Raw genomic sequence first — 14830 nt, forward strand, 5'->3', positions numbered from 1 at the left:
ATACTTTTTGGGTAGGGAGTGACGTGAATTGATGTGGCAATATAGTCGGAAGGGAATGGGAAAGCTGCTCGCGTTGGCGATTGCGGTATCGCTAATCTTCGGATCGGGAGTATACCTGCAGCCGAGCCCGGCGGGAGCGGAACCTGTCCCGGTCGTTCCGGGAACGGTGGAAGTGGATAACGTGGCGCTCTCGAACGCTAACCGGAACGTTGCGATCAGCTTTAAGACGAGCGTGTCCGATTCCGTTTATCTGGACAAGGATCTATTAGAAGGAATAGAGATTAAGCGCACGGAAGATGCGCATTACAACCCGTTGAGCAGCCAAGGGGATTATGAATTCGACGAAGGCAAGTTGATTCTTCGTTTGAACAATCCGTTATCCGGCGATACGAATCTCATTCGCATCGCGAACGATTATCTGGCGGATCCAAGCGGCAATCCGCTGTCGCTGTCCAGTGCGAATCCAATCGTCGTATCGGCTCCGGTATTGGATGAATTCTCAATCGTCAGCAACGTGGTGAGCGACGGGGGGCGTACGATAACGTTGAATTTGAGTCAACCGGTCGTGCTTCGGGATTCGGTTGAGTTAAAGGACTATATCAAATGGCTTCATAGACCTCTTGCTTCCGAAGACGCCGCTTCGTTGTCCGAATCCGGCGAGCAGATCATCATTCAATTGAACGTGCCTTTGGCATGGAGCGATACCATAGTCGTTCGTTCTCCCGTTCTTCAATGGCCCAACAGCCCGGATGAGTATACGCTTTACTCTTACGTGAACATGCGGCAGATCGACCCGCTAGATGACCTTTTCCTAGTGCAGGATTATGATCGCGATATCTATGTCTATGGCGAAAACCGAGCTTTCGACGGCGATTACATCGTAATTAACAACCTGGCCGATCTAGACGCTTTAAAGGCGGCTATCACGGTCTATAAAGACGGGGAAGTGTTCGACGGCGACTATGAGTTAATCTCCTTGAAGGGTCGCTATTTTTTGAAGCTGCAATTTGCGGAGATTCTTCCCAAAGGCGACTATAATCTTACGTTCGCCGGAGGCTCGTTGCAGAACTCCAGCGGACTCGTACAGACGGAAGTGGTGGCCACAAGGTTTGGTACTCACGTAGGTACCTGGCCGCATTACCAAGGGGCGGAACTATCGCGGAATTCCTCCGGCCAGACGGTCGTTTCCCTTTACTTTGATCAGTATATCGGGGAATTTTTGAACCCCAAGGATACCGTGAAATTCGATTTGAAGGTGGGAGAAAACTGGATTCGGCATGGCCTTGTCGAGCATAGCCTTGGCTGTGAAAATTGCGCTATCGCTGAAGACAACAGATTCGTCATCACATTAGGCAAGAAGCTAAACGGGACTTCTCTCAAGATTCATGTAGGTCCCCATACGATCCAAGATGGCTGGCGCGGAATGATAATTTCGGAGACTATTGAGACGGAAGCTCTAGCCATCGATGATGAAGTGTCTCCTGCCTATCGGGCGGCCGGATTCTATAATAATAACCATGACGTCATCTTTACGTTCAACGAACCGGTTCAAGCGGCTCCGAACGTGGATCTTCGCGGAGCCATCGCCTACGCGGCTAACGACAACGCTTGGGCCCCTTTGGATTCCGCTGCGACCGTGTCGTTCGAAGGCGATAAGCTGATCCTCCGTTTCCCGAACGCTCCGATCGAGAATCAATACAAATTCTCCATCGCGGCCGGAACGCTAGCGGATTTGTCCGGGAACGTGCTTGAGGAGGGGATAACGGTAACGGGGTTGAAACCTGCGACGCTTGACCTCGCTCCTCCCCGGATTGCTGAAATTACAGACCACTCCAATTTGGAGCTGGGCAAATCTTTTATCCGCATCGCTTTCAATGAAACGATCGCGGATCATACCGTCGTTAACGGAGTCTCGCGTCTGAAGGATTACATCGAGGTATCCAAGGACGGCGGGAGCACCTTCTCCGGTCTTGACGCGAACGACTGGGTTCGGATCGGAGGAAACTATATCGAGTTCTCGTATCGTGCCGGGGTCGATGCTTCTTACACCGTCAAGGTCAAGGCGAACGCCGTGAAGGATTCCTTCGGCAACGTGGCGACGGAGGACCAGACGAAGACAGTCTCGAAGTGGGGGCAGACCTATCATTACCTCCAGGGCAATATCTACGCCGATGCGGACACGGTGCTGACTACCTTCGCCGACAACGCTTGGGGCAGCCATGTGTACCGAGTGCTTGTTAAGAAAGGCAACCAAGCTACTAGCGTTCTTGCGGAAGACCAATACGAAGTGGTGAACAATACGGTCGTTATCAAACAAGGCGTGTTCAGCGAAGGCGAGTCCTATTATATCGAAGTGTACTCCTATGGCTATGATAATCGTTATACCTATGGCAACTACAACGCGATTTCGCATCATGAAACATACTACATGACGAACCCTTCGGTTCTGTCCTCATCGGGCGGAATCATCGCAACCGCTAACGTCATAGCGAATCCGCATGCCCGGAACAACTTCGCAACGGTCGTATTTCAATTGATGAAGGGCGACCAGCCTGTAGCCAATACGGCAGTCTACACGTATGTGTATGCCGGCAAAGTGTCCGCTTCCTTCAACGTCAGCAATCCCTCCGATTATACGGTTAAGGCATTCGTGCTTGACGGCTTTAGCGGCGCCGTGGATTCTGTCGGCTTGAATCTGGCTACCGTGGTATCGGAAGAGCAATACGATAACCTGTATTTAAACAGTCTTCGTTAATGATAATGGATAGCCAAGGCCTACGATGAGGCAGGAAAGCGAGGAATAAGTCAGTGAAGCTGCGAATTGCAAGTTTGATCGTTGTGTTCTCCCTGCTGTTGTCGGTGCTGCCGATAACGGCGCTGGCCGCCGCGGATCCCGTCGAGCTCGAGGCGATCGCCGAGACGAAGAAGGGACAGGCGGTGACCGTGAAAGGCATCTCTAGTTTCTCCGAGGTCAATATCAAGGTTCTGCGGCCGGACGGCAGCATTCTTTATTTCAATATCGTGCCGGTTAGCGGGGGCAAGTTCACGGACACGATAACCCTGGCCGAAACGGAGAAAGCCGGAACTTATCAGGTCGTGGCGGGGCAAGGGGCGACGGTGGATCTCATTACGTTCAAGGTCGCCGACGATACGACCGGAACGCCGCCTCAAGGAGGAGGCGGAGGAGGGGGTACTTCTTCACCGGGCGATACGACCGAGGACTGGTACAAGGTAACTTCGGGAAGCACGACGAATTTCGTGACGTTCGATGACGAGAAGCTGAAGGCCCAGTTCACGAAGCTTGCCGGCCAAGGCGGCAGCCCCGAGCTTCTGGTCGACTTAAGCAAGGAGGCGATAGCGGATACGGTGGCCGAGCTTCCGGCATCCGTGCTTCTGGAGGGCTTCATTCAAGTTTCCGGGGCCATAATCGTGATCAAGACGGCTGCGGGAAGCTACACGCTTCCGCTTAGCGTTCTGGATCTGGTTTCGCTGGCTGATCGATTGGGGACGACTTTGGACAGAGTGACGATCCGAATTAGCGTCACGAAGGTCTCGGAAGCGATGAGCGCTGAGATCGAATCCGGTCTGCGAGAGCTTGGAGGAAGCTTGGTTGGCGACGCGCTCGAATTCAAAGTCATCGCCGAAGGGAACGGGCGATCGATCGAGTTGAACGACTTCGGAACGACTTATGTCAAGAGGACGATCGTTCTTCCAACGGAAGTGAACTCGGATTCGGCGACCGGGTTGCTATACGAAGCGGCAACGGGGGAATTTTCGTTCGTCCCGGCAACGTTCGGCAACGAGAACGGGAAGAAGACGGCTACCCTGTACCGCAACGGCAATAGCATTTATGCGGTTGCGAACGTGAGCAAGTCGTTCAGCGATCTGGGCAATCATTGGGCGAAGGCCGATATCGAGCTGTTGGCTTCCAAGCTGATCGTCAACGGAGTGAAGGAAGGAATCTTCGCGCCGGACCAGACGATTACCAGGGCCGAATTCTCCGCTCTTCTCGTCAGGGCGCTTGCGCTGCCCGGAGATGCCGCTTCGGCTGCCGTATTTACGGACGTAAAGGGTACGGCGTGGTATGCTGGAGCGGTGGGAGCTGCCGTGAAAGCCAAGCTGGCCAACGGCTTCGACGAAGGAACCTTCCGTCCTAACGAACCGATTACTCGCGAGCAGATGGCTGTTCTGGTCTCGAAGGCGATTCTAGCGGCCGGCAAGAGCTCGCCCAAGACGGCCAGTCTAGCGCCATTCAGCGATCAAGCCAAGATCTCGACTTGGGCGAAGGAAGCAGTCGGTCAATCCGTGGAAGCGGGAATCGTGACCGGTACGGACAAGGGCGCTTTCGAGCCAGGCGCGAATGCGACCCGTGCTCAAGCGGCAGTCATGCTGAAGAGGCTGCTCCAGCATGTTGAATTCATAAATAAGTAGTTCCGTAATGAAAATCCCCGCGAACCCTGCGAAATCAAGGGCTGGCGGGGATTTTTCCATTTATCCCGATTCATTCTTTTGATCAAAGCCATCGGAGCTTATAAAATCGGCGAGAGCAGCCTCGCAACTGCCTGTTTGAATTTCGTAATGTTCGAGCGCTCGCCGTAGCGCTCCTTCGTCAATTCCGTGCACGATTCGCTGTCTTGTAGAAACAACTCATGTAATTCCTTGGCGATGTTGGCGTCATAGACAAGCGCGTTCACTTCAAAGTTCAAGCGGAAGCTGCGCGGATCAATGTTCATCGTGCCGACGGAAGCGACCTCTTCATCCACGACGATCGTTTTGGCGTGCAAGAAGCCTTTTTCGTATTGCAAAATCTTTACCCCGTACGGCAGCAGTTCTCCCACGTGCACCAGTGTCGCCGAATACACAAAAGGATGATCCGGTTTGTTCGGAATCATGATGCGTACGTCCACGCCGGACAACAGCGCCATTTTGCAGGCGTCCATGAAGCTTGCGTCCGGAATAAAATACGGCGATTGAATGAAAATGCTGCGCTTCGCTTTAGTAATTAGCTTCAAATACATGATCTTCAGATGTTCCGTTTGGGAATTCGGCCCGCTCGATATAATCTGGATGGCGCTGTTGCCGGGATGATGATCGGGTCGGAAGGCGAAATGTTTTTCGATATTTTGGCGCTCATAATTGGTTGCTTTGCTCCAGTCCATGATGAAACGGCCTTGTATCAAGGCAACCGCCCCGCCTTTAATCCGAAAGTGCGTATCCCGCCAATACCCCATCCGTTCGGATAATCCCAAGTATTCATCTCCGACATTAAAACCACCTACATATCCCACTTCACCGTCAATAATGCACAGTTTGCGGTGATTGCGATTGTTGATCCGAAGATTGATCAGACGGCTCCAGGACGGGAAAAATGCAGCGACTTCCCCCCCGTGAACGATCAAGTCGCGGAAGAACGAGCGCGACATCCGTCTCGAACCGACCTCATCGTAGAGCACGCGGACTTTAACGCCTTCTTTGGCTTTCTCGGTTAATAGATCGCGCAGCTTTTTGCCAAGGTTGTCCGGTTTGATAATGTAATATTCTATATTGATTTCGTCGGTCGCTTTGCGAATATCTGCGAATAACGCATCGAATTTAGCCTGTCCGTCATGGTAAATCTTCACTTCGTTATCGGTCGTCACCAGCGCGTTGGACGATTTCAAATTCATTTTTACTAGTTTCGAATACTTTTGCAGAAGCTCGCCGTGCTTATGTATGTCTTGAAATTGTTTGTCCGCCGTATCATGGAAGAACGCAAGCTCCTCTGCCGTAAGTTGAAAGAAGTTATTTTGTTTTAATTGTCGGCCCAAGAAAACGTAAACCAAGAATCCCAGAACCGGTATAAAAAATAAGATCATCAACCAAGCCCACGTGGAGCCGATATCCCTACGTTCGATAAAGACCACGATACAGGCGAAAATAATGTTGATAACGGTTACGAGGGATAGGATAAGTGTAGTGATGCTCCCGATTTCCAAGACGTTCCACCTCTTCATGTATGTCTCCAACCATCTTAGCAATCCAGATGTTCATTATCAATGAAAATGTTCAGGCTATCCATTAAGCGATTTTGGCATCGGAAAACTTAAATTTGTTACATTCAAATCAAACCATTGTGAATTCATTCGATTGGTGCAGCGTGATAAAGTGGGAGTGATAGGAGATGAAGTGAAATACGATTTGAAGTTGGAGGTTTACTGTCATGGGAAAACATGATGTTAAAAGGATAGAGACGGATATTCTCATTGCAGGAGGGGGAGTCACCGGTGTTGCTGCAGCCATTGCCGCAGCTAGAAACGGCGCTAAAACGGTGCTTTGCCAAGATCGCTCTGTGCTCGGCGGCAACAGCTCGTCCGAAATTCGCATGGGCATATCCGGTTCGTCGTTGCGCGGCAAGCAACTGGAAACGGAGGCTAGAGAAACGGGGATACTGGAGGAAATCATGCTGGAATGCTCCATACGCAACCCGCAGCGAAGCGCAAGCATGCTCGATCTTATTTTGTATGAAAAATGCCGTGCGGAAACAAATATTACCTTGCTTCTGAACACTTCTGTTACAGGTGTGGTTATGAATGGCTCTTATATTGAATCCGCTTACGCGACACGCGAAAGCACGGAAGACCAATTTGCGATCACGGCCAAGATCTATGCCGATTGCACTGGAGATGGCCGGCTCGGCTACGAAGCCGGCGCGAAGTTTACGACTGGCCGCGAAGGGATGGACGAGTACGGGGAATCCGGCGCCAAACGGAATCGGGATACGTACCGACTCGGTTCCTCCTTATTGTTTACAGCCAAGGATATGGGGGCTCCTATGCCTTACACCCCGCCGCACTGGATACGGAAATTTACGGAGAAAGATTTGAAATTTAGAGATCATAGCGCATGGTCTTACGGCTATTGGTGGGTAGAATTCGGCGGAACATTAGATACGATTAAAGATAATGAGCATATTCGCGATGAGTTGTTGGCGATTATGCTTGGCGTTTGGGATCATATCAAAAATAGCGGGAACCATCCCGAATCGGAAAACTGGGCGCTTGATTGGTTTGGTTTTATTCCCGGGAAACGCGAATCACGTCGCTTTATCGGGCAGCACGTCCTAACGCAAAACGATCTGGAGCAAGCAATCGACTTTCCGGATGTGATTGCTTATGGCGGCTGGCCGATGGATACGCATCCTCCGCAAGGAATCGACGCAATCGATGAGGAGCCCTGCCATCAGCCGTTTACTCCTTATCTTTATGGTATTCCCGTTCGGGCGATGATCAGCAAAAACATTGACAATCTCATGTTTGCCGGTCGTAATTTATCCGCGTCGCATATCGCATTCTCCAGCACTCGCGTGATGGGCACCTGCGCGGTAATGGGCGAAGGTCTCGGTACATTTAGCGCGATTGCGGTCAAAGAGAAAAAAGAATTGAAAACGGCGGCTGACGATAGCCCTTTCATCCACAAGACTCAACAACAACTGTTGCGGCAAGGCGTATTTCTTCCCGGGATTCGCTTCGAAAATAATTTGGCGTATACAGCCAAGGTGACGGCTTCTTCCGAGCAAAACGATGGATTGGCTATCCAAGTGACCGATGGCCATACGCGAGCGGTTCACGGTTCCAGAGGCGTGCGTCCAGATCTGACCACGGCGGGCACGCATCGTTGGATGTCCGATCCAGGCGATCCAAGTCCGTGGATTGAACTGCGCTGGGAACAACCCGTTCAACTAAGTGCTGTTTCTCTTACACTCGATACAGGGCTGCATCGTTACTTGACACTTTCCCACTCGCAAGAAACCAATCCGAAACTCATCTGGGGCAGGCCGCAACCGGAAACGCTCAAAGAATTTCGCCTAATCGCCGAATGTGATGGAGAAAAAACAGTACTTGCCCATATTCGCGATAATTACCAGCGACAGGTTGACATCAAGGCTTCATTAAAACAGGTCCAGGCTCTTCGTATTGAAGCATTCGCAACGAACGGACTGGATCATATGAGAATAGTGGATATCCGTTGCGAATAAAGGAAATTCTCTGCCCACTTGGAGCAGAGTTTTTTCTTTGGATTGACCAATCCGCCTGCGGAACGTACAATTTTCCATATCGTTGGAAGAGGGGTGTGAGTTTGCAGAGTCATCGCAAATCGGTTTTTATTTGGCCTTTGATCCGCCGAATGATACCTAGCAAATTAAAGTACCGCTTTTTTTTCGCTAGCATTCTATTCGTTCTTATTCCGTTGGCTGTCACTCAGTATAATCAGTTTAAAAAAATCGAAGAGTTAATCGAGACAAAAGTAAGTCAATTAAATGACAATCAATTAGAGCATATGGTAAGTACGTTGGATGAATTCAAAAAAAAGATTATGATGGCGATGCTTATCATTGAGAACGACCCCGAGATCAAATCCAAATTAAAAAATCCATTCGATTCCGAAGAACTGGAACGATTTAACGTGATTGATTCAAGATTCAAAAAAATCCAGAAATATGTCAATAGCCAGTACGTCGAAGTCGCCTTGGCCGACCTGCATGGCAACCAATACTTCTCCTACCAATTTGACACTGGCGAACAGCAAGCTGCTATAATTCCCGAAGCTGGATATGATGCGCTATTAAATGGGAATGAAGGCTATTATTTGTTTTTAGATAAATCGGGTAGCAGAGATCTGTGGGGCAACGCTCCGTTCTTTACACTCTTCTCCATCGTCAAAGATAATGATCGCAAACCGATTGGCATGCTTCGCATTCAAGTCGATTATCAGGAATGGTTTAACTCCGCTGCCAAAGATTTATCTTACGGTCAAGCCTATCTAATTGTAAACGCCAATGGTCAAGTGATCGCCCAAACCAAAAATGGCATGCAGACGAATGCTGGCTTAATCAATCAACTGATTGCCGACCATAAGAATCAAAACAGCATTTCATACCGTTTAAATAATCAAACGAATACGCTTATGAACATTCGTTACGCGCCTTCGTTAGATTGGTATGTCATTAACCAATTTCCACTCGATCTATTTCTTGGCGATTTGACAGTGATGCGACAACAGGTACTGGTTACGTTGTACATTGTCATCGCTGTTTTTTCTATCGTTACATTTCTTATTTCCGCCTCGATTACCCGCCCGCTTCAACAGCTTCAAAATAGAATGAAGATTATTGCCAAAAAGAATCTAAAGATTCAGGCTCCCGAACATGAGTTGCATGGAGAGATCCAAAACCTTAATCAATCCTTTAATAAGATGGTTCAGGACATTAGCGAGCTTGTGGAACAATTGAAGATGGAGGAACGTCAAAAAGAAGCGATTTATTCCCGCATGCTTATGCTGCAGATCAACCCTCATTTTCTGTTGAACACATTAAATTCGATCAAATGGATTGCGTTGGAGCAAAATAATGACCGAATTACACAGGTATGCATTTCATTAGGGAAGCTGCTTGAAACCAGTTTGAATACAGAGATCGAACTTATCTCATTAAAAGAAGAATTAAATTTGCTGAAGGCTTATTTATATATACAAAAATATCGATATGACATGCTGTTTGAGGTCATCTATGATACCGAACGAGCCTCTGAATACGCGCTTGTACCCAAATTAAGTTTGCAACCTTTGGTGGAAAATGCTATACATCATGGATTGTCGCATATGGAATCTGGAGGATTGATCCTCATAACGATTTATCCCGACAATAATAAGCTGAAAATTGAAGTAGACGACAATGGGAGGGGGCCCTCCGTATCGCAACTCCCTGGAACCAGAAACCGTGGAAGTCGGGGAATCGGCCTTTCCAATTTAAGAGAGCGGTATCGGCTTTTGTTTAAGGAGGATTCCGAAGTTCAATTGCTGTCGTTATCGCCCGGCACAAGAGTGCGAATCACATTACCTTTGCTCGTTTCCGAACCATACCACGCATTAGAGGTGAAACATGATGTGGAAAATACTAATCGTTGAAGATGAAGTTCATATTCGAACTTCTTTGCGAAAAGGGATCAACTGGAATGAAAGCGGATTCGAGGTAATCGGTGAGGCTGGTAACGGTGCAAGAGCATTGGCATTCATGGAAAAGGAAGTTCCGGATCTTGTTATATGCGACATTTTGATGCCGGTCATGGATGGAATCGAACTGCTGAAAAATGCCAAACAATCAGGTTATTCGTCATTATTTGTTATGTTGACCTGCATGAACGAGTTTGAATACGCGCGTCTGGCGCTACAATACGGCGCATTCGATTATGTATTAAAGTTGTCCATGGAAATTGAGACCATGACCCGGATATTAATGAAGGCTGATGAAGAATTGAATCGCAGAAAACGAGTATCGACACAGCATTCCTATTATCAATCTCGTCAAATGTACGAGCATATGTGGGAGTTCCTTCACACCGGCAAAGCGTATGTACCGCGGATGAAAGTGACAGAGCAGCTGAGCGCAATGCCTCCGCATTTGTTGGTTTGTGCTGTACTTCATGGAACAAATCGATTTACAATGGATGACTTCGAGACGCTTCGAATGATAGAACCGAATCATCATGCTTTCGTTCATGAATTTTCGGGTTACGGTCAAACCACCTTCTTTTACTGGTCCCATAAGGAAGTAAAAAAAGAGCAATTGAATCCATGTACGTTGAACTTTCCAATGGGCTTATGTTTAGGGGGAGACAACAGCAAATTATACGAAGCTTGGAGAAGCGTATTGGGCATTCTGGATCGTTACTGGTACGGCAATAGAGAAGAAATGATCGAAACGGAATATATCGGCGAACAGCCTGGTTTCGATCCCATCCTAACCTGGAAAAACGAACGCAAGATGATTCAGAGCTTAGAACAAGGACGTCTGGAGGATATTGACGAACTTCTTATTGATCTATGGAAAGACATGGAACGTCAATCTTATTCGAATCTATATGTCAAACAAACAGCGCTTCAACTTAATCATTTAGTAGAGAAAATGACCAATATTTCGTTAAATGATGCTGAGGAGATTCTTCATACGACCTCGCATTTGCAACTGTTGAATCTATTACGAGCTTCGCTCAACAAACAAGCAGGATTGTTGAATTGCGAGGTTGTGATCACTGACCATAATGAAATCAACAAAATATTGGAGTATGTCCATATGCATTTGGATCAAGCCATCACTTTAAAATCAATGGCGCGTTACGTAGCGATGGATGAACATTACGTCAGCAGTCTGTTTAAAAAAAAGACGGGGAAAAACTTTATCGATTACCTGCATGACATCAGAATTGAAAAAGCAAAGCATTACTTGGATCATACGGAAATGACGGTAAATGAAATCGGTCAACGCGTCGGGTTCGTCTACGATAATTATTTCATTAAGATATTTAAGCGCCAAACGGGCATGACACCGTCTCAATATCGAAATAAATAGGGGGGAATAAACCTTATAAATATACTATGAATAACACAAAGATGTGAATAATCAATCGAAAGGGTCCATGTTATATTTGAATTGCTGCAGCAGTTCAATTATGGAAGAGGTGGATCCATGTATTCCGGGACTTTTGCCAAAAGAGTGTGGAAGCACCGGATTTTTTATGTCATGTTGCTTCCTGGTATCGCTTACTTTTTAATTTACAAATATTTTCCGATGTATGGAGCCATTATTGCGTTCAAAGATTATGATTTGCTGAAAGGAATTTTGGCAAGTCCCTGGGCGGACCCCTGGTATAAACATTTTCTGTTCTTTTATAACTCGCCGTACTTCTCGGAGCTATTAATAAACACCTCCTTGATCAGCTTGTATAAACTCATATTCGGCATGGCGCCGCCGATCATTCTGGCTATTTTGTTTAATGAATGCCGGATTACCTGGTTTCGCAATGTGATCCAAACTTTGAGTTACATGCCTCATTTTTTATCTTGGGTCATCATTTACGGGATACTGCTGGCGTTTCTTTCGCAAACAACGGGGCTTATCAATCGTTGGTTTGGGATGGTCGGGTTGGATACCATTCCTTTCTTGCAATCTACGGATTGGTTCCGCGGTATTTTGGTCACATCGGAAATTTGGCAGGGGGCCGGTTGGGGGGCAATTATTTATTTGGCAGCGATTGCCGGCGTGGATTCTACATTGTATGAGGCTGCCAGAGTGGACGGAGCAAGCCGACTTCGCATGATCTGGCATATTACGCTGCCAGGCATTCGCAGTGTAATCATCCTGATGTTCATTCTTCGACTCGGAAGTATATTGGATGCCGGCTTTGATCAAATTTATATTCTATATAATGTGCAAGTGTATTCGGTTGCAGACATTATTGACACTTGGGTATTCCGCACCGGGTTGGAGCGTATGAATTTCAGCCTTGCGGCTGCAGTCGGATTATTTAAATCAATCATCGGTTTTGTTCTTGTCATAGGTTCGAATCGTCTGGCAAAGCGTTGGGGGGAAGGCTTATGGTAAAAGGTTTGGAGGATAAAATTGTAAATACAATTGTATTTGTCATCTTGACCTTTGTAGGAATGGTTACTTTGTTTCCGCTCCTCTATGTCGTTTCCATGTCTGTCACGCCCATGTCGGAAGTGCTTAAAAATGGCGGTTATATCGTTCTGCCGCGAAATATTACTTTCGACGCCTATAGGCAACTGCTGCTGGACCCTTCCATTCCGAGGGCCTTTCTAGTCACGGTGTTTGTAACTGTAGTCGGCACGATTATTAATATGATTCTGACTGTTTTGATGGCGTACCCCTTAAGCAGAAAAAGTTTGCCGTTTAGAAGCTTCATCTTATTGTTTATTGCTTTTACGATCTTGTTCAGCGGTGGCTTGATACCGTTGTATCTCACCGTCAAGGCGACAGGGTTGCTCGACTCCATCTGGGTTTTGATCCTTCCCGGCGCCATTGGAGCATTTTATGTATTGATTATGAAAAGCTTTTTTGAGCAATTGCCCGAAGAAATTTTTGAATCCGCTCGCATCGATGGTGCCAAGGAACTGCGCGTGCTTCTGCAAATCGTGATTCCGTTATCTGTTCCGTCGCTCCTTACCATTAGCCTGTTCTATATCGTCGGACATTGGAACGGATTTTTTCAAGCGATTATGTTTATTACGGACCGCGAGTTATATCCGATTCAGGTCATAGTGAGAAACATACTGATGAGATCTCAAAATGTAACCGAAAATGCGGACGCGCCTATCCCTACAGAGTCGGTGCAAATGGCAGCGGTCGTTATTGCTTCGCTTCCGGTCATTGTGATCTATCCGTTTATCCAGAAGTACTTCGCTCAAGGGATGTTGATTGGTTCGATCAAAGGATAAAAGAAGAAGGGGTTGTTGAAAAATGAACAAAAACAAACGATTTACGTTATTCCTTGCAGGGGGACTGCTGATTACTACCGTTCTGGCTGGCTGTGCCGGCAACCCTTCATCCAACTCCAATCAAGCGGGCAATACCAATAATGCCGACCATAAGGCGACTGACAACAATAAGCGCTTCGAAATTGAAGTTCTTACCGATAGCGGAGGCATCCAATTGCCTGAAGGAGAAAATGATCGCCTTAAAATGTTGTTAGATAAACAATTAAATACGGATCTAAAGCTTAATTTGTTTACGGATTACGCTCAAGTCAATTTGCGTTATGCCGGCGCCAATTATCCGGATATGGTGTGGGTAAACCGCGTTTCCATGCAGGAATTTGCCCGTAAAGGCTTGCTGCTCGATTTGACGCCATATCTGGATAAGCTGGCCCCCGCTACACAATTTATCGGAGAAGAGAATCTAAATAAAGGGATGGTAGACGGTAAAGTCTATGGCATTTCCAAACGGGCATCCATACCATTTTTTAATATCTGGGTACGTAAAGACTGGCTTGATCATTTAGGGTTGCCGGTCCCTACAACTCTGGAACAGTTTTTCGAAGTGGCTAAAGCTTTTACGGAAGACGATCCGGACGGGAATAATGTAAACGATACTTATGGTTATACAGGCGGAGAACTAGGCGCTTTCGACCCCATCTACAGCGCATTCGGAGTTGGTTCTATCGGAACATTCTATCAAAGGGATGGTCGGCTCATCAACTCGATGTATGATCCAAACATGCCGGCTGCCATTGCATTTATTACTTCAATGATCAACGCAGGTGTCGTTGACCCGGATCTTCTTGCCAATTCTGGAACGAGCGCGGAGCAACGAGCTTTCCAAGGCAGAGTCGGAATGATCTGGCATGGGTTTCCAAGAATGACACATCCGGATCGCGTCAATGAATATAAAGCCGTACATCCGGATGCCGAATGGATTCAAATCCCTGCATTAAAGGGACCGGGCGGGGAATTTGCAGGAACCTGGGATGTTGGAACGTCTCCAGGCATGCATGCCATCTCCAAATCCGTGGAGAAGGATCCGGAGAAGCTGCAGCGTGTGTTTGATATGCTTAATTATATGGCCACGCCTGAGGGCGCTTCGCTTGTCGCGCACGGAGAAGAAGGCAGACACTGGAACAGAGAAGATGGCAAAATCGTCCGTACAGAGCTCAGATCCAAAGAACATGCTTTTGTTTATCAATTATTAGGCAGAGACGAGATGGAATATCTCCAATCCGGTTACCCGGCGGAAGCCATTAAATTTTCTGCAGATACTCCGCGCATTGAAACATACAATGGATTGCTGGATATCCCGGAAGCATTTAATCCTGCAGATGCAGAGCGTTATATGCTGGAAGAGATGGCCAAGTTCCTTTATGGCAAAAGAGCGCTTGGCGAATATTCGGATTTCCTGTCAACGCTGAGCGGAACATTTAACTATCAATTGATGTTGGATTCGGCTGAGAAGAGCCTGAAGGAATTGGATATTATCAAATAAAATGATCTGCGTTCGTTATAC

At 47.4% G+C, this 14830-nt stretch carries 9 protein-coding genes; 8 read left to right on the forward strand and 1 reads right to left on the reverse strand.

Annotated elements, in window-relative coordinates; translation table 11 throughout:
* The first annotated feature begins 31 nt into the window (after positions 1–31).
* On the forward strand, positions 32–2755 hold the full coding sequence (locus tag H7F31_RS15940; protein ID WP_187104987.1) for a hemoblobin-interacting domain-containing protein: 2724 nt from the start codon (positions 32–34) through the stop codon (positions 2753–2755).
* Positions 2756–2808: 53 nt separating this feature from the next.
* Positions 2809–4431: an S-layer homology domain-containing protein gene (locus H7F31_RS15945; RefSeq protein ID WP_187104988.1), complete on the forward strand. Its 1623-nt coding sequence runs from the start codon at positions 2809–2811 to the stop codon at positions 4429–4431.
* A gap of 98 nt (positions 4432–4529) precedes the next feature.
* Here H7F31_RS15945 and cls read toward each other — a convergent pair whose 3' ends face one another.
* The gene (cls, locus tag H7F31_RS15950; RefSeq protein WP_397374703.1) at positions 4530–5975 is read right to left on the reverse strand and encodes a cardiolipin synthase; all 1446 of its coding nucleotides are present in this window, start codon (positions 5973–5975) and stop codon (positions 4530–4532) included.
* A 224-nt stretch (positions 5976–6199) separates the two neighbouring features.
* On the opposite strand from cls, the gene H7F31_RS15955 reads away from it, so the two are divergent.
* The 6 genes from H7F31_RS15955 to H7F31_RS15980 all read left to right on the forward strand — a co-directional run bounded on the left by H7F31_RS15955 (position 6200) and on the right by H7F31_RS15980 (position 14809).
* Positions 6200–8014, forward strand: a complete 1815-nt coding sequence (locus H7F31_RS15955; protein ID WP_187104990.1) for an FAD-dependent oxidoreductase — start codon at positions 6200–6202, stop codon at positions 8012–8014.
* 101 nt (positions 8015–8115) lie between these two features.
* On the forward strand, positions 8116–9942 hold the full coding sequence (locus H7F31_RS15960; RefSeq protein ID WP_187104991.1) for a sensor histidine kinase: 1827 nt from the start codon (positions 8116–8118) through the stop codon (positions 9940–9942).
* Positions 9920–11383, forward strand: coding sequence for a response regulator transcription factor (locus H7F31_RS15965; RefSeq protein ID WP_261800521.1), 1464 nt, complete (start codon positions 9920–9922; stop codon positions 11381–11383). Before H7F31_RS15960 ends, H7F31_RS15965 begins: the two co-directional genes overlap by 23 nt.
* 117 nt (positions 11384–11500) lie before the next feature.
* Positions 11501–12415: an ABC transporter permease gene (locus tag H7F31_RS15970; protein WP_187104993.1), complete on the forward strand. Its 915-nt coding sequence runs from the start codon at positions 11501–11503 to the stop codon at positions 12413–12415.
* Positions 12409–13269, forward strand: coding sequence for a carbohydrate ABC transporter permease (locus H7F31_RS15975; protein WP_187104994.1), 861 nt, complete (start codon positions 12409–12411; stop codon positions 13267–13269). The genes H7F31_RS15970 and H7F31_RS15975 overlap by 7 nt, the downstream gene beginning before the upstream one ends.
* Positions 13270–13291: 22 nt before the next feature.
* Positions 13292–14809, forward strand: a complete 1518-nt coding sequence (locus H7F31_RS15980) for an extracellular solute-binding protein (RefSeq protein ID WP_187104995.1) — start codon at positions 13292–13294, stop codon at positions 14807–14809.
* Positions 14810–14830: the final 21 nt, after the last annotated feature.

Source organism: Paenibacillus sp. PAMC21692, assembly GCF_014303795.1.
GTDB classification, from domain to species: domain Bacteria; phylum Bacillota; class Bacilli; order Paenibacillales; family Paenibacillaceae; genus Pristimantibacillus; species Pristimantibacillus agaridevorans.